Origin of the sequence: Anoxybacillus sp. EFIL (assembly GCF_013096955.1) — a bacterium.
Classification (GTDB): domain Bacteria; phylum Bacillota; class Bacilli; order Bacillales; family Anoxybacillaceae; genus Anoxybacillus; species Anoxybacillus ayderensis.
Genome location: NZ_SDLH01000005.1, coordinates 22,549 through 46,407 on the forward strand (window position 1 = coordinate 22,549; position 23,859 = coordinate 46,407).

Sequence of the window (23,859 nt, forward strand, 5' to 3'; positions counted from 1 at the left end):
TCCTTTATTTTCACATATGTTTATAAGGAAAATAAGGACTTTTGATTCATGCCCATGAAAATAGGCAAAGTATAATAAGAAGTAAAGGCACAGCTAAGGAAACTTAGCGTCGCAAAGCTATAGGGGCTAACGGGATACCTATGCCAGCCAGCTGCCATTACCAAAAAAATATACATATGAAATGGAGGAAAGGGTAATGTTTAAAAAAGGATTACCAATTTTACTAGCATCGATGCTCGTTGCTTCCCCAGCTTTTGCAGCGAAGCATGATGGAGCAAAATATGTACAGAAAAGTCAGCTTGTCGTGAAAAAGGAAGAAGCGAAGAAAAAACAAGAGTTAGCTAAGCAGAAAAAAGAAGAGGCAAAAAAGAAAAAAGAACAACAAATGTTAAAAAACAAATTGGCAGAACTAAATAAAAAGTTAAGCAAGATTGAAGTGCGTGTAAACGAGGTGACAATAGCGCTTGAAGCGTTTAGCACGCCGAAAGAACAACCAACTGAACAACCAACACAACCACAAAGTGAACAAACAACAGAGGAAACGACACAAGTAGTCAATGAACAAGATAGCGCTACTGTGACTACGACTGAACAATCACCTGTCGTGCAATCGGATGAAGACGACGAAGCGGAAAAACAAGAAGAGTTAGATCAATGGTTTGGGAAGCTTATTGCTGCTTCTAATCAATTAAAAGCAGTAAAAAATGAAATTCGTGCGTTAGAAAAGAAAGTATCTAAGAATGATGTCAACGTACAAGCGTTGAAAGAAAAAGTAAAGGCGTTAGAAGAAAACGTACAACAAAATAAAAAGAAGTTGCTTGAACTGTTATAAGAGTGCCTGTTGGCGCTCTTTTTTTGCATATTTTCGCGTGAAACACAAATGATAATAATCGTTCGAAAGGAGGGAAGCGAATGAACATCACACGTGCGCAACAAATTGCTCAGTCACCCGATATGAAAAATATAACGTATAACGGAAAAGCCGTGTATATTGAACATGTCGATGTACAAACGGAAATGGCAACGATTCATTTTTTAAGCAACCGAGAAAAACAACAGCGCGTTCCGATTTCACAGTTAGAGGAGCATTAAGTGATGGGGATGTGACAAAGCAACTTGTTTGTCACATCCTTTTTTGTTGGAGTAAATCAATCAGTAAGTGTACAAGTTTGTTGTTTTTCATTGTCGGCGAATAAAGATAAGAAAATGTTCGATAAAAAGGAGAATGTTTAACGTAAACAATCGATAAGTTTTTATGATTCAACTCCTGTTCAATGACATGACGTGAAAGGAGGGCTAAACCGTTTCCGTGCATTAACGTTTCTTTTATTCCTTGATTGCTGCTAATAATTATCAGTGATTTTACTTTTAGCCCATTTGAACGAATAAAATGGTTAAAATATTCACGTGTGCCAGACCCTAATTCGCGTGTAATCCATAGTTGGTTTTGTAAATCGTTTATCGATACTTCCTGTTTGTGAGCGAGAGGATGATCGTTAGACGCAACGATGACTAGCTCATCTTGCATAAATGGGTACACCACAAGCTCTTTTTCATTTGTTTGACCTTCAATTAAACCGATATGTGTTTGATACGTACGAACGAGCTCTACAATTTCTTTTGTATTGCCGATGATCACTTCCAATTGTAATTCTGGATAATCGTTTTGTAAGGCGCATAAAAAGGTAGGTAGCACGTATTCCCCGATCGTAAAACTAGCCCCAATTTTTAATGTTCCTTTCACACAGTCGTGATGTTCCAAAATATCTTGTTTCGTTTGTTCGTATAACGTGATCATTTTTTTTGCTCGATCATAAAGCAATTCTCCCGTTGGCGTCATTTGTAGCTCTTTTGGTGAACGAATAAATAGTTTTGTTTGAAACTCTTTTTCTAAATTTTTAATGTGCAAGCTTACACTTGGTTGAGATAAATGAAGAATTTCTGCTGTTTTTGTGAAATTTTTCACCTCAGCTAATGTAATAAATGTTTTTAATTGTTCGTACATATCGCTCGCTCCTTAGTTATTAAAAAAATAAATAGTTCTGATAATTTATATTTATTTTACTAATTTTATTTTTTACGGTAAAGTCAAATAAAACATACTTGATTTATAGGAATAGTAGAAAAATGAGAGGTGAAACATGTTGCCATTTCAAGTGACAAACAGTCCATTTAATGAAGAACAAGTCGAGCTCCTCAATCGGCTTTGGCCAACGTTAAATTCCGCACAAAAACTTTGGCTAAGTGGGTATTTAGCTGCAACCGAGTCGGTCGGAGCGCTTCAACAAGAAGCATCTGCAACGAAGGAAGTGACCGTTCTTTACGGGTCGCAAACAGGAAACGCGCAAAAACTAGCGGAAAAAGTAGGAGAAACGCTTAAACATCGCGGGTTTCATGTCACCGTTTCCTCGATGCTTGATTTTAAGCCAAACGAGTTGAAAAAAATAAATACGTTGCTCCTTGTTGTTAGCACATACGGAGAAGGGGAACCACCAGATAACGCCTTGTCATTTTACGAATTTCTTCATAGCAAGCGCGCACCAAAACTCGATCATCTTCGTTTCTCTGTATTGGCGCTTGGCGATACGTCGTATGAACATTTTTGTAAAACGGGAAAAGATTTTGATAAACGGCTAGAAGAGCTAGGCGGAAAGCGGTTATACGAACGCGTCGATTGTGACGTCGATTATGAAGAAAAAGCAGCGAAATGGCTAGAGGGAGTGCTTGGCGAGTTAGATAAGCAAGGAGCCATTTCCGTAGCAACAACTTCATCTGCACAAGCGAAGCCAACGACCATTTATTCACGAAAACATCCGTTTCAAGCGGAAGTATTAGAAAATATCAATTTAAATGGACGCGGCTCAAACAAAGAAACACGTCATATTGAATTATCTCTCGAGGGTTCTGGGCTTGTGTTTGAACCAGGCGATGCGCTCGGTGTTTTTCCAAAAAACGATCCAGAACTTGTCGACGCCATGATTGAAAAAATGAAATGGAATCCAGACATACTCGTTTCTATTGAAGAAAAGGAAGAGCCGTTACGAGAAGCGTTGTTGTCGCGGTTAGAAATTACCGTATTAACCGAGCAATTATTGCAAGCATTCGCTACGTTTTCGGGTGACCCAGACTTCCATGCGCTCCTTTCTTCTGAGCAAGAAGCGAAAAGAAAAGAATATATGAAAGGACGCGATGTGCTCGATGTTCTCTGTGACTTCGGTTCGTGGGAGATGACACCACAGCAGTTCGTCTCTTCATTACGAAAGTTGCAACCGCGCTTTTATTCAATCGCAAGTAGCTTGCTAGCTTATCCAGATGAAGTGCATATCACCGTTGGCGCGGTTCGTTATGAAGCACATGGGCGCTTACGGAAAGGAGTGTGCTCAACGTTTTGTGCCGAACGTTTACACATTGGCGATAAACTTCCTGTGTTCGTTCATCAAAATCCGAATTTTAAACTCCCGAAAGACACACATACGCCAATTATTATGATTGGACCAGGTACGGGGGTTGCGCCGTTCCGAGCTTTTATGCAAGAGCGTGAGGCGATTGGCGCGAAAGGGAAATCGTGGCTGTTCTTTGGCGATCAACATTTCGTGACCGATTTCCTTTATCAAACGGAATGGCAAACGTGGCTAAAAAACGGTGTGTTGACGAAGATGGATGTTGCCTTTTCACGCGATACGAAAGAAAAAGTATACGTGCAACACCGAATGATTGAACAGAGCAAAGAACTGTTCCGATGGTTAGAAGAAGGAGCAGCTGTTTATGTTTGTGGCGACAAACAACGCATGGCACGCGACGTTCATGAAACGCTTATCCATATTATTGCGAAAGAAGGAAAGATGACGAGTGAACGAGCGGAAGCGTATGTTGCCGACATGCAAAAACAAAAACGTTACCAACGTGACGTATATTAGGGGGGATGATTGTGGAAAAGTTTGTATTAACACCGCCAGATGGACCACCAAGCGATGTTGAACGCATTAAACGAGAAAGCAACTATTTGCGCGGCACGTTGAAAGAAACGATGGAAGATCGCATCACTGCCGGCATTCCAGAAGATGATAACCGATTGATGAAATTTCATGGCAGCTATTTGCAAGATGATCGCGACTTGCGAGCCGAGCGACAAAAACAAAAATTAGAGCCAGCGTATCAATTTATGATTCGCGTTCGTACCCCAGGTGGCGTAGCAACACCAGAGCAGTGGCTGGCGATGGACGAATTGGCGAGGACGTATGCGAACGGGACGTTGAAACTTACGACACGACAAGCGTTTCAGTTTCACGGCGTATTGAAATGGAACATGAAAAAAACGCTCCAAGCCATTAACGAGGCACTGCTTACGACGTTAGCGGCATGCGGTGACGTCAACCGAAACGTCATGTGCAATCCGAATCCTTACCAATCGGAAGTGCATGCAGAAGTGTATGAATGGGCGAAAAAATTAAGCGATTATTTATTGCCACAAACAAGGGCGTATTACGAAATTTGGTTAGATGAAGAAAAAGTCGCTGGAACACCAGAAGTAGAACAGGAACCGATTTATGGGCCGCTTTACTTGCCACGAAAATTTAAAATTGGTATCGCTGTTCCACCGTCAAACGATGTCGATGTATTTTCGCAAGACCTTGGATTTATTGCGATTGTTGAACATGGAAAGCTTACGGGATTTAATGTAGCGATCGGTGGCGGCATGGGAATGACGCACGGCGATCGCACGACATATCCGCAGCTCGCAAAAGTGATCGGTTTTTGTAAACCAGAACAAGTGATTGATGTGGCAGAAAAAATCGTTACCATTCAGCGTGATTACGGCAATCGCTCGGTACGGAAACACGCCCGCTTTAAATATACAATTGATCGGCTTGGTTTGGATGCAGTAAAAACAGAACTAGAACGTCGGCTTGGATGGAATTTAGAAGAAGCGCGCCCTTACTATTTCGAGCATAATGGCGACCGCTACGGTTGGGTTGAAGGTGTGAACGGAACGTGGCATTTTACGTTATTTGTCGAGGGCGGACGGGTGAAAGATACCGATGATTATCCACTTATGACAGGCTTGCGAGAAATTGCAAAAGTGCATACGGGCGATTTCCGTCTCACCGCTAACCAAAACTTAGTCATCGCCAATGTGCCAAGTGAGAAAAAAGAAGAAATTGATACGCTTATTAAGCAATACAAATTAACAGATGGGAAACATTATAGTGCCCTTCGCCGCAATTCGTTAGCCTGTGTGGCTTTGCCAACGTGCGGATTAGCGATGGCAGAAGCGGAGAGATATTTGCCGACACTCATTGATAAAATTGAAGAAATTGTCGAGGAAAACGGGCTTCGTGACGAGGAAATAACGATTCGCATGACCGGCTGTCCGAACGGATGTGCTCGTCATGTGCTTGGAGAAATTGCATTTATCGGTAAATCCGTCGGCAAATATAATATGTATCTCGGGGCTGCATTTGATGGCAGCCGTCTCGGTAAATTGTATCGGGAAAATATCGGAGAAAAAGAAATTTTATCTGAACTTCGTACGCTCCTTTCTCGGTATGCGAAAGAACGACTTCGTGGCGAACGTTTTGGTGACTTCGTTATTCGTGCGGGCGTTGTGAAAGAGACGACAGATGGAATGAACTTTCATGACTAAACAAATCGGCTTCCTGTTTGGGAGCCGATTTGTTTTTATAATTTACAAAATATTTACACAGAAATGACGATTAATTAAAAAAAATAGATTAGAATAAAGATCAGAAAAATGAATAAAAGAGGTGGAGAAAAGGAGAAACCGTAACGACAGTGTAGATGTACAACATTCTACGTTGTTTTCGGTTTCTTTTTGTTTGGAGGGAGACAATGTTTTTACAAGAAAAGTTTATTGCAACGATTAAACATCCGAAGCATATCGAACAGTTTTTAAAAACAAACTGGAAAACAGTACTGTTACAAACCGGTACGATTAGTGTGATAAAAAGATATGTTGAACTGTTAAAAGCACACGATCGTTATGTATTTGTGCATGTTGAGAAAATTCCAGGCATTAGTTATGACAAAGAAGGGCTTCAATTTTTATCGAAATTTGTTCAACCACATGGTATTGTCTCGACAAAAAGTACGCTAATTCAGTTGGCAAAAAAGGAAAAGTTATGGACGATTCAACGTTTATTTTTAGTAGATACAGACGCAGTAGAAACTGGATTACAGGTCGTTCAACAAGTTACACCTGACGCGCTTGAGGTGATGCCTGGAATTGTGCCTGATATGATTGAGCGATTAGCTCAACAGGTCAATATTCCAATTATTACAGGAGGATTAATTCAAAATCGAGATCAAATGGTTCAAGCTTTAAAGAAGGGGGCACAAGCGGTATCTACAGGAAACCCATTATTATGGAAAATTGCTGAAAGGGAGGGGCTACAATGATAGAATTTGTTCATATTAGTAAGACGTATGATGGGAAAACATTTGTTATCAATGACATAAGCGTCCAAGTGAAAGAAGGGGAGTTTTTTGTGCTAGTAGGTCCTTCTGGTTGTGGAAAAAGTACGTTACTTCGAATGATCGCAGGACTAGAGTCGATTACGAGTGGACAGTTGAAAATAGCAGGGAGAGAAATGAATAATGTGCAACCAAGCGAGCGTCATTTATCTATGGTATTTCAAAACTATGCGTTATATCCCCATTTGACAGTTCAAGATAACATATTGCTAGGGTTATACAAGGCTAAAATATCGAAAGCGGAAAAAAGAAAACGTTGTAGCGAAGTCGCAGAGCTACTTAATCTAACCCCTTGTCTTCACAAAAAGCCTAGACAGCTGTCTGGGGGGCAAAGGCAACGTGTGGCATTGGCACGAGCTATCGTTTCTCAAAAACCTATTTGTTTAATGGACGAGCCGCTGTCGAACTTAGATGCAAAATTGCGTACGCATATGCGTTCATATATCCGTCAGCTACAACGTCAACTTGGTATGACAATCATCTACGTAACACACGACCAAGTAGAAGCGATGACGATGGCAGACCGAATGATGGTATTACATGAAGGAAAAATTCAACAAATTGGCGATCCTCTATATGTATATAACAATCCGAACAATACATTTGTTGCTTCGTTTATTGGTTCTCCGCCAATAAATATGGCTAAAGTACATAAGTTAAACGACTTATTTTTGCTACAAAAAGAATGGATTGTAAAAGTAGCTCATCATGTACAAGCGGACAATAAGTATGGAACAATTGCAGTTCGACCAGAACACATTCGATTAGCAAATGAAAATGAACCACATATATGGTTAGCAGTAACACATGTTGAGCGGCTAGGTACAGAAACGCTTGTCACATTAAAACTGACAGAACAAGATGAGTGGGTTGCACGTTGGCATGGACAACATCCGATAGAAATAGGGCAACAAGTACGCATTTCAATTAATGATGAACATGTTTTATTTTTTGATGAAGAAGGAAAAAGAATAGCGAAAGAGGGAGAGGAGCATGCTGCATACGGTAAAACGAACGATTGAAGGTATTTTATATATATTCCCTTCGTTTCTCTTATTTTCTGTTTTCGTTTTTTATCCAATGGTTCGTACAGGATATTTAAGCTTTTACATGACTGATTTTCAAGGAAATCCAACGACATATGTAGGATTAGAAAATTTCCTTTATTTACTAGAAGATCGGAATTTTAAGGAGAGCATGAGAGCGACATTTTTGTTTGTTTTATACACCGTTCCGACGACGGTAATTATCTCTTTAGTCTTAGCTCTTTTAGCGAATGAAAAACTGCGAGGGATACAGCTGTTTCGCACCATCTTTTCTTCAACGCTAGGAATGAGTGTTGCTGCTTCTTCTGTTATCTGGATGTTTATGTACAATCCTTCAGTAGGAATAATTAACAAACTTATTTTGGCGCTTGGTGGGGAAGATCGCCAATGGTTATTAAATCCTGATACAGCTTTAGTTGCTGTTGCTATTGCAACAGTTTGGATGAACATTGGATTTTCTTTTTTAATTTTACTTGGGGGTTTACAAAACATCGATATCACATTATATGAAAGTGCAAAAGTTCTAGGATTGAGTCGCATGTATCAGCTGTGGCGCATTACGATTCCGTTATTGTCACCGACTTTATTTTTTATTGTCACCGTTTCGCTTATCCACGCTTTTCAAACGTTTGGTCAAATCGACATTTTGACAAAGGGTGGACCTATGAATGCAACAACCGTACTTGTTTACTCTATTTACCGTGAAGCGTTTATTAACTATAATTTTGGATTCGCAAGTGCTCAAGCGGTTGTATTGTTTTTGATCGTATTAGTAGTGACGTTTTTACAATTTGTACTTGTTGAGAGGAAGGTGCATTACCAATGAGCCTTCTGAAAAAAATGATCTTGTATGCGGTGTTAGTTATTAGTTCCATTATTTTGATGTTTCCGATTGTGTATGCGTTTCTGATTAGCTTTTTAAGTGGTGCTGAACTTTTACAAGGAAAGTGGTGGCCAAGCGATTGGTCTCTTCGGAATTATATAGTTGCATTTGAAAAAGTTCCACTGGCGAGATATTTATGGAATAGCTTTTTTGTTTCATTCATTGTGATGATCGGACAGCTAGTTGTATCTAGTTTAGCAGCATATGCTTTCGTTTTTCTGCGCTTTCCATTTAGAAATATATTATTTTTTTTAACAATTACTACAATGCTTATCCCTTGGGAGGCAACGGTTATTCCAAACTATTTGACCGTGCAAGCTCTAGGATGGACAAATAATTACTTTGGTTTAACGATTCCGTTTTTCGCTTTAGCTTTTGGCATATTTTTGTTGCGCCAACATTTTAAAACGATTCCATTTGAGTTGTATGAAGCTGCGCAAGTATCAGGAATAAAACATTTTCGTTTTTTCTGGTATGTCGTTTTGCCTCTTTCGAAAACAAGTTTATCTACCTTAGGTATTTATAGCTTTTTGACAACATGGAACATGTATTTATGGCCGCTTCTTGTGACGAATGACGAACGTGTACGAACTGTCCAAATTGGCTTGAAACAAATGCAAACGCAAGAAATGGCAACCGAATGGGGGGTGGTAATGGCTGCAGTAATCATTGTTATTTTACCAACTTTACTTTTATTGTTTGTCGGGCAAAAGCAATTACAACAGGGTTTGATGCAAGGATCAATTAAATAGTGAGGGGGAAAACATTGTGAAAAAATGGATATATGCATTTGTGTTAGCATCGACTCTAGTAGGATGCAATGATAGCAATGAAGAAACTGCATCGAAAGTGAAAGAGGAAAAATCATCACCAAAAACAGAAGTGATTTTTTGGCATGCGATGAGCGGAGATTTAGAAAAAGCGTTAAATGAGATTGTGAATGATTTCAATGCCTCACAAAAAGAGATTGAGGTTAAACCAGTATTTCAAGGAACTTATGAGGAAGCATTGACAAAATTTAATGCCGTAGCTGGCACAAAGGACTCGCCGACGATTATGCAAACTTTCGAAGTTGGAACAAAATATATGATTGAGAGCGGAAAAGTCGAACCTGTCCAAACGTTTATTGATCAAGAAGGATACGATGTATCGCAGTGGGAAAAAAATATCGTAAACTATTATACAGTAAATGGAACGATATATTCCATGCCATTTAATTCGTCCACCCCAGTGCTTATTTATAATAAAGATGCTTTTAAAGAAGTGGGGCTAGATCCTGAAAAGCCACCTATGACATATAGTGAGCTGAAAAAAGTAGCTAAATTATTAACAAAAGAAGGGAAATATGGTTTTTCAATACTGAATTACGGTTGGTTTTTTGAACAAATGCTTGCTGTACAGGGTGGTCTTTATGTGAATGAAGAGAATGGGAGAAAGGGGGAAGCTACATCAGTTAAATTCAATGGTGAAGAAGGGTTAAGTGTATTCCAACTCATTTATGATATGTATAAAGAGGGGACATTTTATAATGTTGGTCAAAACTGGGATGAAATGAGGGCGGCTTTTCAATCTGGAAAAATAGCTATGTATTTAGACTCCTCAGCAGGAGTGAGAACGATTGTTGACAATGCACCGTTCGAAGTAGGGGTATCTTATTTGCCAGTTCCAGATGGTGTTGAAAGGCAAGGAGTCGTTATTGGAGGAGCATCTTTATGGTTAATGAAAGATGTAGATGATGAGAAGAAAAAAGCAGCGTGGGAGTTTATGAAATACGTCACAACCCCAGAAGTACAGGCAAAATGGCATGTAAATACAGGATATTTTGCAATAAATCCAACAGCTTATGAGTTGTCTCTTGTAAAAGAACAATGGGAAAAATATCCTCAGCTTCAGGTTACAGTGAATCAATTGAAAGAAACGAAGCCGACATCAGCAACTCAAGGAGCATTAATCTCTGTCTTTCCACAAGCACGTCAGCGAATTGTTAATGCCATGGAAAGTTTATATCAAGGTGTTGATCCGAAGAAAGCGCTTGAACAAGCTGCAAATGAAGTGAATCGAGAACTGAAAATAGCAAATAAAAGATAGGGTGTCCGTTTGGACATCCTTTCATCATAGGAGGAGTAAGAGAGACATGTATATTTATGCTCATCGAGGATTTAGTGGGGAGTATCCTGAAAATACAATGACTGCTTTTCAACGTGCATATGAACTAGGAGTAGATGGTATAGAATTAGACGTCCAAATGACAAAAGACGGAGAATTAGTTGTTATTCATGATGAGCGTATTGACCGAACAACAGATGGTGTTGGGTATGTAAAGGATTTTTCTTACCGTCAACTTCGACTTTTTGATGCAGGTGGGTGGTTTCACACACGGTTTGTGGGAGAAAGAATCCCCACTTTAGTAGAAGTCTTTGATTGGTTGTCCGATCAAAAAAGACCCATCATTTTGAATATTGAGTTGAAAAATGGTATAATTCGGTATGATAACATGGAAGAGAAATTATTAACTTTGTTGTATTCGTATCACTCTTGGTCGCATCGAGTTGTATGTTCTTCCTTTTCGGTTCAGAGTTTATGTTTGTTACATCAACTTGATCCAAATGTCGACAAGGCGATGTTAGTGGAAGGTTCCCAACGTCATGTATTAAATGCCATTCGTGCATTCCGTGCGCAAGAAGTTCATTGTGATTGGAATTTTTTAATTTCACAGGAAGGAGAGAAAGTCGGTAAAGAGGTAGATATTTGTGTGTATACAGTGAATGATCCATTTTTGCTTACTGAATTGGTGAAACGAGATGTAAAGGCAGTTATGACTGATTTTCCTAATCGCATGTTTAGGAGATGAAGAAAAAGATGTATTGGTTATATTTGTCCGTAGCAATTATTTTTGAAGTAATCGGAACGACTGCGATGAAATGGTCAAACGGACTGACAAACACATGGGCGACAATTGTTATGTTTATTTGTTACGCAGTAAGCTTTACATCGCTCGCCATGGCTTTAAAAGGAATTGATGTTTCTATTGCATATGCTATTTGGTCAGGACTAGGTATAGTGTGCATTACATTCATTGGTCTATTTTTGTTTCATGAAATGATGAGTTTTAAAAAGATCATAGGAATTGCATTTGTTATTATAGGTGTTGTTTTATTGAAATTGAATTAAATTTAAAATATGGGAGGCATCTATACATGATCGTCACAACAACAAACAGCGTCGAAGGAAAACAAATTGAACAATATCTCGGGTTAGTGTCTGGTGAAGTTATTTTAGGGGCGAATGTCGTTCGTGATTTTTTAGCGAGCATTACCGATATTATCGGTGGCCGAAGTGGAACATACGAAAGCAAGTTAGCTGAAGGTCGAGACATGGCTGTAGAAGAAATGGTGAAAAAAGCACGCAATATGGGGGCAAACGCAGTAATTGGCGTCGATCTCGATTTTGAAACGTTGCGCGATGGAATGATGATGTGCATCGCGACAGGTACAGCAGTGAAGTTGAAGGAATAGGGAATATGAGAAGAAGCTGAATCGGCTTCTTCTTTTTGTTTTACACGAAAGATATTCAAACTTTTGCCGAAAAAACCGACATGTAATGTTCAACGATGATGAATAAAGGGATGTAACACATTTTTACAATAGAGGTTGTGATTCATGTAATAGAACAGAAGGGGGAATCAAGGTTTCTTTTGTTTTATTGACTTACGTATAAAAATGGGATATGATGTAATTAGAAATTTATCTAAATGTCTATTTTTTTGATTAATATTTAGAAATTTGTCTAAATATCTAAAAGAAAGCGGGTGAAAAAGATGTCGTTTAACGAGGCATTTAAAGCGATTGCTGATCCAAACCGCCGAAAAATTCTTTCTTTGTTAAAAAAAGGAGATTTAACAGCGGGGGAAATTGCTGAACATTTTGATATGCAAAAGCCGAGTGTGTCTCATCATTTAAAAATATTAAAACAAGCCGATTTAGTGGAAGATCGGCGCGTTGGACAACATATTTATTACTCATTAAACACAACGGTGTTCCAAGATTTAATGAGCTGGTTTTATGACATATTACAAAAAGAAGGTGATGAATCATGAAAAAGCACTTATTTATTATCATTCTCATTGCAAGTAGCTATGTATTGAGTTTATTAGCCATCCCTTTTTTGCCGGATGAAGTGGCGATTCATTGGAATGTGGCTGGGGAAGCTGACGGCTTTACGAGCAAATGGTGGGGCGCATTACTTTTTCCGATCTTTTTAACAGGAATTGTCTCCCTTATTCTTTTCTTGCCGAAGGTGGATCCACGCAAAGAAAACTACGAGAAATTTGAAAAAGTATATCGCATTTTTTTACATGTATTTGTTTTATTTTTATTTAGCATACATGTGGTGACGCTTGCGTATAATATCGGAATTCCTGTGCAAGTCGATGTCGTTGTGCCGATTGGAGTTGGAGTGTTGTTCATTGCCCTTGGAAATTATATGCCGAAAATTAAACCGAATTATTTTTTCGGTATTCGTACCCCTTGGACGCTAGAAAATGAAGAAGTTTGGCAAAAAACGCATCGTGTCGGAGGAAAAGTGTTTGTTATGATGGGTGTATTCATTATGCTTACGGTATTTGCAACAAGTGTATGGCGCTTTATTTTTCTGATGATCATTGTATTTGGTGGCACGATGTATTTGTTTATCCAGTCGTATTTATTTTCGCGTAAATGAAAGGAGAGATCGATTTGGTTGGGATGTTTGTTCAATTGTTTCTTTCTTTGATTGTTCCTTTCGCACTTATCATATATGGGCGAAAAAAAGGATGGCTCTCATGGAAAGCGTTCGGTGTTGGCTTGCTTGTTTTTGTTTTATTTTCACAAGTGTTAGAGAAAGTTATGCATATGCTTGTAATAGATCCGAGTGGCACATCGTTAAAAGGAATAAGTAGCGTTTGGGCGTTTGTCGCTTACGGCGCTTTAGCAGCTGGAGTGTTTGAAGAGATAGGAAGATATGTCGGGTTTCGTTTCATGTTAAAAAACAATCGGGCATACGGGGATGGATTATCATTCGGTTTAGGACATGGAGGAATGGAAGCTGTGCTTATTGGTGCTTTTAGCGCCGTGAATATGATGGTCATTTCTCATCTCGTGCAAACAGGTCAGTTTGAGCAAATTGCTTCCTCTCTCCCTGCTACACAAGTGGAGATGCTCAAAACCATGTTAAATCAGCCTGATTGGATGTATGTATTAGGTGGTATCGAGCGAACATTTGCGATAGCGATCCATGTTGCGCTTTCTCTTCTTGTTTTATATGGGGTTCGGAAAGGACAATTTCGTTACGTGGTGTATGCCATTTTGATTCATGCGTTAATTGATGTGGTCCCTGCGCTATATCAAGTGAAAGTCATTTCAAATGTTTGGATTGTAGAAACGATTCTTGCTTTCATTGCAATCGCTTCGCTCGTCTTCATTCGACGTATAGCAGAAAAGTTTTAAAAAACATATTGCATCGAAACGCGTTTCATACCTTATGCTCGTGTCAAAGGCATGAGGGAGGGAGAAACGATGGGAATCTTTTTTATTTTCATGTTGTGCGCTGTTGAGTTAATCGGGGCGCAGTTCGCCATAGAAGCAGCTTCAAAACGAAAGTATAATAGAGAGTAAAGAAGGGGTGATGTCGTGAGAGTTGTTAACCAACGTTGGATGTCATTAGAGGAGTATGATGAATTAAGAGAAACAACGGATAAGCCATTGGAATATATGAATGGGGTTGTATGTATGGTTCCTTCACCGTCTACAAAGCATCAGCGAATATCTGGACGCATGTATGTTGAACTTTTTCACTTTTTTGAGAAAACGGATTGTGAAGTGTTCCATGCCCCTTTTGATGTGGAGTTATATAGCAATGAGATTGATGAAAAATATATCGTCGTTCCTGATTTATGCGTCATTTGTGACAAAGAAGGGTTACAGGATCAAAAATACGTTGGTGTACCTACGTGGATTATAGAAATTTTAAGCCCATCGAACCAAGCGCATGATTTAGTTTTTAAATTGAACATTTATATGCGCTATCAAGTAAAAGAATATTGGATTGTCAATCCGATGCTAAATAGCATACAAGTGTATGCGCTGAACGAACGGAAGCAATACGACCAGGTGGAAGTGATTAAGGAAAAGGGAAGTGTACGTTCATCTATTTTTCCAGCGTTTTCGCTTGATGTAGCAAAGATTTTTAGTTAATTGAAACATACAAGGGCTTTGTCGAAAAGCCCTTGTATGTTTGATTTCTCTATTTAGAATAAAAGTGAGGGAAAATAGCTGTGTTTTTTGAATATTTTGGGCACATTCATCGGTTGCTTACTATAGTAGAACAAAAAGAAAAAGAAAAGGTTTTACTCGCAGCGGAAAAAGTTGCGGAATGTATGCGACAAAACGGACTCGTCCATATTTTCGGCTGTGGGCATTCCCATCTACTAGCGGAGGAAGTTTTTTATCGTGCCGGTGGGCTTGTGCCCGTGAAACCGATACTGATAGAACCGTTAATGCTTCATGAAGGGGCGATCCGATCCTCGCAATTAGAAAAGAAAGAGGGATACGTGCAAATGTTTTTAGCAAAAGAAACGTTTGCGCCAAACGATGTTGCTTTTGTTGTTTCCACTTCAGGATGCAATCCAGTGCCAATTGATGTTGCGCTATGGGCGAAAGAGAAAGGGGCTTACGTGATTGGCGTAACGTCATTGGCATATTCGCAGTCTCTTCCAGCGCTACACTCAAGCGGAAAGCGGCTAGCGGAATGTGTTGATCTTGTGATTGATAACCATTCGGTAGAAGGGGATGCGATTTTAACTCACCCCGCGATTCCTGTTTCGTTTGCCCCGACGTCCACGGTTATTGGTGCAGCTATTTTACACACTATTTTCGCAGAAGCAACGATCCGATTGGCTGAGGAAGGAGTTACCCCGCCTATTTTTCTTAGCAACCATCTCCCTGGTGGAAAAGAGCATAACGAAAAATGGATTCGACAATATCGGGACCGAATTTCATTTTAAAAATAAAATAAGTGGTATAGACAACTAGATAATATAATATTAATATATATAAAGAGAAGGATGGTGTAAAAGGTGAACCGATTTCTTTTAAAAAATGCAGCCGTTTATGCAGAAGAAGGATGGATAGAAAATGGGTGCGTATTGGTAGAAGAGGAGAAAATTGCTTATGTTGGTTCAAATACATTTTTTCCAGATGTGCCAACGATCGAATTGGCTCCTCGCGACTCCCTTGTTCCAGGGTTCATTGATCTTCATATTCACGGTGCTTTCGGTGCGGATGTGATGGATGCATCGATGGAGGCACTGCAAACGATTGTCTCCCGTTTGCCGGAGGAAGGGACGACTAGTTTTCTAGCAACAACGATGACGGCGCCCGCCGAACAGATTGAACAAGCAGTAGAAAACGTTGCACGTTACATGCGATATAACGTTCCCGGTCAGTCGGAAGTGCTAGGCATTCATTTAGAAGGACCGTTCCTTTCGCCTAAACGGGCAGGAGCGCAGCATCCGCGCGATATTATCGAACCAAACGTTGCGTTGTTTCAGCATTGGCAACAAAAAGCAAACGGAAACATTCGGCTCGTTACGCTTGCACCAGAAGAGAACAATGGCATAGCGCTTGTTTCGTATTTAAAAGAAAACGGTGTTATTGCATCCATTGGCCATTCTGATGCGGGGTATGAACAAGTAAAAAAAGCAATTCAGGCAGGGGTCACGCATGTCACACACTTGTTTAATGGCATGAGCGGTATTCATCATCGAACACCAGGGGTTGCTTTAGCTGCACTTATGCATGAGGAAGTAATGTGCGAGTTAATTGCGGATGGGATTCATGTTGCACCAGAAATGGTTTGGTTTGCTTATAAGAACAAAGGAAAAGAAGGATTGGTCATCATTACTGATTCAATGCGAGCGAAATGCCTTGGAGAAGGAGAGTATGAACTAGGAGGACAACGGGTCGTTGTTCGTAACGGAAAAGCAATGTTAGTAGACGGAACGTTAGCAGGGAGCGTGCTGACGTTGAAACAAGCGGTGCAAAATGTGATCGCATTTGCAAAGTGTTCGCTCGAAGATGCCATTCATATGGCGAGTTGGAACCCAGCAAAACAACTCGGTGTACTTGATCGCAAAGGGAGCATTCGTACAGGAAAAGATGCCGATCTTGTTGTACTAAACGAAACCTATGAGGTTGTCATGACATTTTGCCGTGGAAAATTGGCATATGACAGGAGGGGAAATAGATGCGAGTGATACAAGTGAACGATTATGCCGAAATGAGCCAAAAGGCGGCGGAGATGATTAGCGAACAAGTCAGAAAAAAGCCCGATTCTGTACTAGGATTGGCAACAGGAGAAACGATGCTTGGAACGTATGCTGCGCTTGTAAATGAGCATCAACAACACAACACGTCTTATCGAGATGTTCGGACGTTTAATTTAGACGAATATATTGGATTAGACGCTACTCATCCAAATAGTTATCGCTATTATATGAATGAGAGACTGTTTCGTTTTCTCGATATCCCTTTAGCACAAACCTATATTCCGAATGGATGTGCTCCCCTTCTAGAAGAGGAATGCGCCCGCTACGAGCGATTGATTGAGCAATGTGGAGGAATTGATCTGCAGCTGTTAGGAATCGGACAAAATGGGCACATCGGGTTTAACGAACCAAACACGTCTTTTGCTTCCACGACACATGTTGTTCAACTTTCAGAGTCGACAAGAAAAGCAAACGCCCGTTTTTTTCCTTCTGCAGATGCAGTACCAACGCATGCGATTACAATGGGAATTGCGACGATTATGAAAAGCAAGCAAATCATTTTATTAGTGTCAGGAAAAAGAAAAGCATGGGCGGTTTCTCACCTTCTTGAAGGGGAAGTCACGCCAGCTGTTCCTGCTTCTATTTTAAAAGCGCATCCAAACGTCATTGTGATTGCCGATACGGAAGCATTGTCGCATGTAAGCCAAGAGAAAAGAAAGGTGCATCGTCCATGATTAATAAACATTCACCGCTACCAATTTACTATCAACTGGAACAAGGAATTAAAGAAATGATTGAGAAAGGACAGCTTCAACCTGGGGAAATGATTCCGTCGGAAAGGGAATGGGCGGAAATGTATGAAATTAGCCGGATGACCGTTCGCCAAGCGATTAACAACTTAGTCAATGACGGCTATTTAGTAAGAAAACGAGGAAAAGGAACGTTTGTCGCAACGAAAAAAATTGAACAACCGTTAAAAGGGCTAACAAGTTTTTCAGAAGATATGCGAGCGCGAGGAATGGTACCGGGAACAACCCTATTAGCTTTTCACACCATTCCTGCCTCTCCATCTTTCGCTAGCCAACTTGGAATTGGTGAAGGAGAGGACGTTTATGAAATCCGCCGTATCCGCCTCGCTGACGGATTGCCGATGGCGCTTGAAACAGCGTATGTCCCTTGTTCGCTTGTTCCTGGGCTCACGGAGCAAAATGTAAGCGGTTCTATTTATGAATTTATTGAAAATAAACTAGGATTAACCATTCGCTCCGCAACACAAGTACTAGAAGCATCCGTCGCACGGAAGCTGGAGGCAGAGTTGCTGCAAATTAAAGAAGGAGCCCCAGTGCTGCTTATTCAACGCAACAGCTATTTACAAACTGGCCAGCCGCTTGAAATCGTTAAATCCGTGTATCGCGCGGATCGCTACAAATTTATGATTGAAATGGAACGTTAATGCGGGAGAAAGGCAACTCATTTGCTTTTCTATACATGAAAAAGGGGGAATTTGTATGTTAGGATTTTTACAACGAATTGGGAAAGCGCTCATGCTTCCGATTGCTGTATTGCCAGCAGCGGCGCTATTGCTCCGGTTAGGCCAACCAGATTTACTGAACATCCCGTTTATCGCTGCTGCAGGAGATGCTGTTTTCTCTAACTTAGCACTTTTATTTGCTATTGGTGTAGCGGTAGGATTAGCGAAAGACGGCAACGGTGCAGCAGCATTAGCAGGGGCAGTTGGGTATTTCGTGTTGACGAAAGGAACTGCTGCAATCAATGAAGAAGTGAATATGGCTGTATTAGGTGGAATTATTTCTGGTGCCGTCGCAGGGGTGCTGTATAATCGCTATCACGATAAAAAGCTCCCAGATTGGCTCGGATTTTTTGGCGGCAAGCGGTTTGTACCGATTGTTACGTCGTTTGCAATGCTTGTGCTCGCGCTAATATTTGGGTATATATGGCCACCAATTCAGCACGGTATTAATGCAGTAGGGGAGTGGATTGTTGGAGCAGGGGCGATTGGAGTCGGCATCTTTGGTTTCTTGAATCGCTTGTTAATTCCTGCTGGTCTGCATCATGTTCTTAATAGTTTAGTTTGGTTTGTCTTTGGTGAGTTCCATGGAAAAACAGGTGATTTAAACCGTTTCTTCGCAGGAGATCCTGATGCAGGGATTTTTATGGCGGGCTTTTTCCCAGTGATGATGTTTGGTCTTCCAGCCGCTGCGTTTGCGATGATTGCCGCAGCGAAAAAAGAACGGCGAAAAGCAGTAGCTGGCGCACTTCTCGGGGTTGCTTTTACATCGTTTTTAACAGGGATTACAGAACCGATTGAGTTTTTATTTATGTTTTTATCACCATTACTTTATTTCGTTCACGCTGCACTAACGGGGCTATCGCTATCAATTGCTACGCTATTAGGCATTCATCACGGGTTTGGGTTTTCCGCTGGTGCAATCGATTATTTCTTAAACTACGGAATCGCTCAAAAACCGCTACTATTATTTGTGCAAGGGATTGTTTATGGCGCCATTTATTTTGTCGTATTTTATTTCCTAATCAAAAAGCTAGATTTAAAGACACCGGGCCGAGAAGACGAAGTGGAGGGAGAATTTGCGGAAAGTGGGATTCCGTCGGGTACGAAGTACGAAGAATTGGCGCAACAATATATGAAGGCGTTAGGCGGAAAAGAGAACATTGCCCATCTTGATAATTGCGTCACACGTTTGCGGTTAAAAATAAATGATATGTCAAAAGTAAACGAGGCAGAGTTAAAGCGTTTAGGGGCAAAAGGCGTCGTTCGTCTCAACCAGTCAGATTTGCAAGTAGTCGTTGGAACAGACGTTGAATTTTTAGCAAATGAAATGCGAAAAATATGATTCTTATATTTTAAGGATATAGGAAACAGTTTATGATACCTTGGCATTTTAATATGGAGGATGGACAAATGAAACGAATAAACATTGGTAACTCTGGCCTAATCGCCTCAGAAATTGTGTTAGGATGCATGCGAATTTCGGAAATGTCTGTTTCCGAGCTATCAAGGTATATAGACGAAGCGCTTGGAGCAGGAATTACGATGTTTGACCATGCAGATATTTATGGGAAAGGGCGTTGTGAAGAGCTGTTTGGAGAAGTGCTTGCTTCTCGTCCGCATTTGCGCGAACGCATTCACATTCAAAGCAAATGTTCGATTCGTGATGGCTATTATGACTTATCAAAAGAGCATATTTTAACATCCGTCGACGGCATATTGAAGCGACTTCAAACTGATTATTTAGATATGTTGCTTTTACACCGACCGGATACGCTTATGGAACTAGAAGAAGTAGCAGAGGCGTTTGATTGTCTACATGCAAGCGGAAAAGTCCGTCATTTCGGGGTGAGCAACTTCAATAGTATGCAAATCGAGCTATTGCAAGCATACGTTAAACAGCCGATCATCGCGAATCAAATGCAGTTCAGTATTATGCATGCGAATTTAGTGACGAGCGGCATTCAAGCGAATACGCTATTTGACGGGGCGCCGAATCGCGACGGACATATTTTAGAATATTGCCGTCTTAAACATATTACGATACAGGCGTGGTCTCCGTTCCAATACGGCTTTTTTGAAGGAGTGTTCATTGACAACGAGCAATTTCCGGAAGTTAATGAAGTACTCGGACGGCTAGCGGAGGAAAAAGGAGTAAGCAAGTCAGCGATTGCTGTCGCTTGGATTTTGCGTCATCCAGCGAACATGCAAGTGATTGTTGGCACAACAAACTCTGCTCGTTTAAAAGACATTTGCCAAGCAAGCCATGTGCAACTCTCCCGGCAAGAATGGTACGAAATCTACCGTGCGGCAGGTCATCGGTTGCCGTAATTGACGAAAACACTTTTTTGGCGATTGCTGAAAAAGTGTTTTTTCATTGCTCAAGCTCTGTCGTATTTTCATGATTAATCACGCAGGAAACCCCTGCTTTCAAGCATGGGAGGAATGCGTTTTTTTGTTTACTTTTCACTAAAAAAATATAAAATAAAATTAGTGAAAGGTGGTGAGAACATGAAATTGACTTTAACAGCAAAAATTAAAATTTTACCGACATCTGAACAAGAACAACTTCTTCAAAAAACGATGCAAGCATATCGTGATGCGTGCAATGCGGTGTCGGAAGTGATATACAAAGAAAACACCCTTGTGCAAGCCAAACTTCACAAGATGACGTACCGCAAACTTCGCTCTACATTTGGCTTAAAATCTCAAATGGCACAGTCTGTGTTAAAAACGGTGATTGCAAAATATAAAACGAACCAAACCAATGGACACAAGTGGTGTCAGATTGCGTTTAAAAAACCGCAAATAGACCTCGTTTTTAATCGAGATTACAGCCTAACCAAAGGGTTGTTTTCCATCAACACATTAGAAGGTCGAATCAAAGTTCCTTTTCAAACGAAAGGACTTGAAACGTATTTCGACGGAACATGGACGTTTGGAACAGCCAAGTTAGTGAACAAACATCAAAAGTGGTTTCTCCATATTCCTGTATCCAAAGAAATGGAAGAAGCAAACCTTCATCATATTCGCCAAGTGGTTGGCGTAGATATGGGCGTAAATTTTCTTGCGACTGTTTATGATTCAAACGGACAGACGCTATTTTTCAAAGGTAGACACATCAAACACAAACGAGCAAAGTATAAACAACTCCGCAGACAACTACAAAAAAAGCAAACTCCGTCTGCTCGCAGAAGATTAAAGAAAATCGGTCAACGAGAAAACCGTTGGATGCAAGATGTCAACCATTGCATCAGTAAGGCACTCGTTGAGCGTTATGGCAAGAACACGCTGTTTGTGTTAGAGGATTTAACAGGCGTTCGCCAAAGAGCAGAAAAAGTATCCGTCAACCATCGGTATGAACTTGTGTCTTGGGCGTTTTGTGATTTAAGACAAAAAATCGAGTACAAAGCACGCAAACACCAAGCCAAAGTGATTGCGGTAGACCCAACATACACATCCCAAACATGTCCAAAATGCGGACATACAGCAAAGGCGAATCGAAATAAGAAAACGCACACGTTCTGTTGCCAAACATGCCAATATACATCAAACGACGACCGAGTTGGTGCGATGAATCTTCAACGAAAAGGAATCGAGTACATCGTTGAAGAAACAACAAAAGCATGACTTTTGTTGTTGGGTAGTTGTCAACCTGCCCTGATGCAACCCCAAGTGAAGGAAGGAGGATAACATCCGCTTGCACTTCTGGGGAGTTGCAAGCCCACGACTTTAGTCGTTGGGTAGTTGACGTCATCGTGCTAAAATAAGGGGGGATTATTTTTATACTGGGGGACTGAACAATGACAACGACGACGAAGATCAAAACGGACATTGAAATTGCCCAAGAAACAAAATTAAAGCGCATTCAAGACACTGCAAGTGAACTGGATTTGTTAGAAGAAGAGCTTGAACCGTATGGGCATTATAAAGCGAAAATTTCTCTTCATGCACTGAAGCGGTTAGCGACGAAACAAGACGGCCATGTCATTTTAGTGACGTCAATTAATCCAACGCCAGCGGGAGAAGGAAAATCGACAGTTACTGTTGGGCTTGGCCAGGCGTTACATAAACTCGGTAAAAAAGTGATGATTGCGATGCGGGAACCTTCCCTTGGCCCGACGATGGGCATAAAAGGCGGGGCGACAGGTGGAGGGTATTCACAAGTGTTGCCGATGGAAGACATTAATTTGCACTTTACTGGCAATTTGCATGCGATTACGACCGCGAATAACGCCTTAGCTGCGCTCATTGACAACCATATTCATCAAGGAAATGAATTACGAATCGATACGCGTCGCATCGTTTGGAAGCGAGCAGTGGACTTAAATGACCGTGCGCTACGTAAAGTCGTGGTCGGATTAGGTGGGCCGACGCAAGGCGTGCCACGCGAGGACGGATTCGATATTACCGTTGCCTCTGAAATCATGGCGGTGTTTTGCTTAGCAACCGATCTGCAAGATTTAAAGCGACGTTTAGCAAACATGGTGGTAGCATATAATGTGGATCGTCAACCTGTTACAGTAGCTGATCTTGGCGTCGAAGGAGCGCTCACGCTTTTACTAAAAGATGCGCTAAAGCCGAATTTAGTCCAAACGGTAGAACATGTACCTGCACTTGTGCACGGTGGCCCGTTTGCCAATATTGCTCACGGATGCAATAGCGTCATTGCCACAAAAATGGCACAAAAGCTCGGAGACTATGTTGTGACAGAGGCGGGATTTGGTGCGGATTTAGGTGCGGAGAAATTTTTACATATCAAAGCACGTATGGGAGGAATTGAACCGAAAGCTGTTGTCATCGTCGCAACGATTCGAGCGTTAAAAATGCACGGCGGGGTAGGGAAACAACAGTTAGCGAGCGAAAATGTCGAAGCATTAAAAAAAGGACTAGCCAATTTAGAGAAACATATTGAAACGATTCAAGCGTTTGGCTTGCCGTTTGTCGTTGCCATTAACCGTTTTATCACGGACACAGATAAAGAAATTCACGCATTAACGGCATTTTGTGAAGAAAAAGGATATCCTGTATCGTTAACGGAAGTGTGGGAAAAAGGCGGAGATGGCGGAATTGATTTAGCTCGTAAAGTATTGGAAGCAATCGAAAATACAAAAAGCACGTACACTCCGTTATACGAATTAGACGAACCGATTACGGATAAAATTCAAAAAATCGCGCGCATTGTTTATGGCGCAAGCGACGTTTCTTTTTCTGACAAGGCGAAAAAGCAAATCGAACAATTTACATCGTTTGGGTGGGACAAGTTCCCCATTTGCATGGCAAAGACGCAATATTCGCTTTCCGACGACCCAACAAAACTTGGCCGCCCGACCGATTTCACTATTACAGTGCGCGAATTAAAACCGTCGATTGGTGCTGGTTTTCTCGTTGCCTTAACAGGAGATGTAATGACGATGCCAGGGCTGCCGAAACAACCAGCAGCGCTTCAGATGGATGTCGACGAACATGGAAACGCGCGTGGACTTTTCTAAATGATTAATCAGGAGAACAGGCGCCTTATCAGTAAGATAGGGCGCTTTTTTTATAAACAGGCAAAAAAATTGAAAGATTGAAAAAAGGTATTATAATGTAAATATTCAATTTGTTT

At 40.8% G+C, this 23,859-nt stretch carries 25 protein-coding genes and 1 riboswitch; of the genes, 24 read left to right on the top strand and 1 reads right to left on the bottom strand.

The window, feature by feature from the left end:
• The first annotated feature begins 76 nt into the window (after positions 1–76).
• Positions 77–159: riboswitch (cyclic di-GMP riboswitch) on the top strand.
• 37 nt (positions 160–196) lie between these two features.
• Together ES017_RS09025 and ES017_RS09030 are read left to right on the top strand one after the other, a co-directional pair.
• Positions 197–832, top strand: a complete 636-nt coding sequence (locus ES017_RS09025) for a hypothetical protein (protein ID WP_171335014.1) — start codon at positions 197–199, stop codon at positions 830–832.
• An 80-nt stretch (positions 833–912) separates the two neighbouring features.
• Positions 913–1,092, top strand: a complete 180-nt coding sequence (locus ES017_RS09030; RefSeq protein WP_042895270.1) for an H-type small acid-soluble spore protein — start codon at positions 913–915, stop codon at positions 1,090–1,092.
• 31 nt (positions 1,093–1,123) lie between these two features.
• Here the strand turns inward: ES017_RS09030 and ES017_RS09035 are convergent, their stop codons facing one another.
• Positions 1,124–2,005: a LysR family transcriptional regulator gene (locus ES017_RS09035; RefSeq protein ID WP_009360919.1), complete on the bottom strand. Its 882-nt coding sequence runs from the start codon at positions 2,003–2,005 to the stop codon at positions 1,124–1,126.
• 136 nt (positions 2,006–2,141) lie between these two features.
• Between ES017_RS09035 and ES017_RS09040 the strand changes: the two genes are divergently transcribed.
• The 22 genes from ES017_RS09040 to ES017_RS09145 all read left to right on the top strand — a co-directional run bounded on the left by ES017_RS09040 (position 2,142) and on the right by ES017_RS09145 (position 23,743).
• Positions 2,142–3,917 carry an assimilatory sulfite reductase (NADPH) flavoprotein subunit gene (locus ES017_RS09040; RefSeq protein ID WP_042533959.1) on the top strand — a complete coding sequence of 592 codons (1,776 nt, stop codon included), beginning with the start codon at positions 2,142–2,144 and terminating at the stop codon, positions 3,915–3,917.
• A gap of 5 nt (positions 3,918–3,922) precedes the next feature.
• Entirely contained in the window at positions 3,923–5,644 is a 1,722-nt protein-coding gene (gene cysI, locus ES017_RS09045) for an assimilatory sulfite reductase (NADPH) hemoprotein subunit (RefSeq protein WP_042533961.1), read from the top strand.
• A 206-nt stretch (positions 5,645–5,850) separates the two neighbouring features.
• Positions 5,851–6,417, top strand: coding sequence for a glycerol-3-phosphate responsive antiterminator (locus tag ES017_RS09050; RefSeq protein WP_042895266.1), 567 nt, complete (start codon positions 5,851–5,853; stop codon positions 6,415–6,417).
• Positions 6,414–7,514: an ABC transporter ATP-binding protein gene (locus tag ES017_RS09055; RefSeq protein WP_075039758.1), complete on the top strand. Its 1,101-nt coding sequence runs from the start codon at positions 6,414–6,416 to the stop codon at positions 7,512–7,514. The genes ES017_RS09050 and ES017_RS09055 overlap by 4 nt, the downstream gene beginning before the upstream one ends.
• Complete coding sequence (locus ES017_RS09060; RefSeq protein WP_075039757.1) at positions 7,486–8,364, top strand: carbohydrate ABC transporter permease; 879 nt, start codon at positions 7,486–7,488, stop codon at positions 8,362–8,364. The genes ES017_RS09055 and ES017_RS09060 overlap by 29 nt, the downstream gene beginning before the upstream one ends.
• Positions 8,361–9,173 (top strand): carbohydrate ABC transporter permease, encoded by an 813-nt coding sequence (locus ES017_RS09065; protein ID WP_075039756.1) that lies wholly within the window; start codon positions 8,361–8,363, stop codon positions 9,171–9,173. The genes ES017_RS09060 and ES017_RS09065 overlap by 4 nt, the downstream gene beginning before the upstream one ends.
• 97 nt (positions 9,174–9,270) lie before the next feature.
• On the top strand, positions 9,271–10,509 hold the full coding sequence (locus tag ES017_RS09070) for an ABC transporter substrate-binding protein (RefSeq protein WP_256689429.1): 1,239 nt from the start codon (positions 9,271–9,273) through the stop codon (positions 10,507–10,509).
• 46 nt (positions 10,510–10,555) lie between these two features.
• Positions 10,556–11,272 carry a glycerophosphodiester phosphodiesterase gene (locus ES017_RS09075; RefSeq protein ID WP_042895264.1) on the top strand — a complete coding sequence of 239 codons (717 nt, stop codon included), beginning with the start codon at positions 10,556–10,558 and terminating at the stop codon, positions 11,270–11,272.
• An 8-nt stretch (positions 11,273–11,280) separates the two neighbouring features.
• Positions 11,281–11,592: a DMT family transporter gene (locus ES017_RS09080; protein WP_042895272.1), complete on the top strand. Its 312-nt coding sequence runs from the start codon at positions 11,281–11,283 to the stop codon at positions 11,590–11,592.
• 26 nt (positions 11,593–11,618) lie between these two features.
• Positions 11,619–11,936, top strand: a complete 318-nt coding sequence (locus ES017_RS09085; RefSeq protein WP_042533963.1) for a YbjQ family protein — start codon at positions 11,619–11,621, stop codon at positions 11,934–11,936.
• 302 nt (positions 11,937–12,238) lie between these two features.
• Positions 12,239–12,517, top strand: a complete 279-nt coding sequence (locus ES017_RS09090; protein ID WP_003397448.1) for an autorepressor SdpR family transcription factor — start codon at positions 12,239–12,241, stop codon at positions 12,515–12,517.
• Positions 12,514–13,140, top strand: coding sequence for an SdpI family protein (locus tag ES017_RS09095; protein WP_042533965.1), 627 nt, complete (start codon positions 12,514–12,516; stop codon positions 13,138–13,140). The genes ES017_RS09090 and ES017_RS09095 overlap by 4 nt, the downstream gene beginning before the upstream one ends.
• Positions 13,137–13,904 (top strand): YhfC family intramembrane metalloprotease, encoded by a 768-nt coding sequence (locus ES017_RS09100; protein ID WP_042533968.1) that lies wholly within the window; start codon positions 13,137–13,139, stop codon positions 13,902–13,904. The genes ES017_RS09095 and ES017_RS09100 overlap by 4 nt, the downstream gene beginning before the upstream one ends.
• Positions 13,905–14,087: 183 nt before the next feature.
• On the top strand, positions 14,088–14,651 hold the full coding sequence (locus ES017_RS09105; protein ID WP_021094826.1) for a Uma2 family endonuclease: 564 nt from the start codon (positions 14,088–14,090) through the stop codon (positions 14,649–14,651).
• A gap of 80 nt (positions 14,652–14,731) precedes the next feature.
• Positions 14,732–15,460 carry an SIS domain-containing protein gene (locus ES017_RS09110; RefSeq protein WP_021094827.1) on the top strand — a complete coding sequence of 243 codons (729 nt, stop codon included), beginning with the start codon at positions 14,732–14,734 and terminating at the stop codon, positions 15,458–15,460.
• Positions 15,461–15,532: 72 nt separating this feature from the next.
• Positions 15,533–16,711 (top strand): N-acetylglucosamine-6-phosphate deacetylase, encoded by a 1,179-nt coding sequence (gene nagA, locus ES017_RS09115; protein ID WP_042533970.1) that lies wholly within the window; start codon positions 15,533–15,535, stop codon positions 16,709–16,711.
• A complete protein-coding gene (gene nagB / locus ES017_RS09120) occupies positions 16,702–17,457 on the top strand; it encodes a glucosamine-6-phosphate deaminase (protein WP_019417210.1) in 756 nt (251 codons plus the stop codon). Before nagA ends, nagB begins: the two co-directional genes overlap by 10 nt.
• A complete protein-coding gene (locus ES017_RS09125) occupies positions 17,454–18,176 on the top strand; it encodes a GntR family transcriptional regulator (RefSeq protein ID WP_019417211.1) in 723 nt (240 codons plus the stop codon). Before nagB ends, ES017_RS09125 begins: the two co-directional genes overlap by 4 nt.
• Positions 18,177–18,231: 55 nt before the next feature.
• Positions 18,232–19,596, top strand: a complete 1,365-nt coding sequence (gene nagE / locus ES017_RS09130) for an N-acetylglucosamine-specific PTS transporter subunit IIBC (RefSeq protein ID WP_021094831.1) — start codon at positions 18,232–18,234, stop codon at positions 19,594–19,596.
• A gap of 68 nt (positions 19,597–19,664) precedes the next feature.
• Positions 19,665–20,582, top strand: a complete 918-nt coding sequence (locus ES017_RS09135) for an aldo/keto reductase (RefSeq protein ID WP_035063185.1) — start codon at positions 19,665–19,667, stop codon at positions 20,580–20,582.
• A gap of 180 nt (positions 20,583–20,762) precedes the next feature.
• Positions 20,763–21,881: an RNA-guided endonuclease InsQ/TnpB family protein gene (locus tag ES017_RS09140; protein ID WP_042534039.1), complete on the top strand. Its 1,119-nt coding sequence runs from the start codon at positions 20,763–20,765 to the stop codon at positions 21,879–21,881.
• Positions 21,882–22,054: 173 nt separating this feature from the next.
• Positions 22,055–23,743 carry a formate--tetrahydrofolate ligase gene (locus ES017_RS09145; RefSeq protein WP_021094833.1) on the top strand — a complete coding sequence of 563 codons (1,689 nt, stop codon included), beginning with the start codon at positions 22,055–22,057 and terminating at the stop codon, positions 23,741–23,743.
• Positions 23,744–23,859 lie beyond the last annotated feature (116 nt).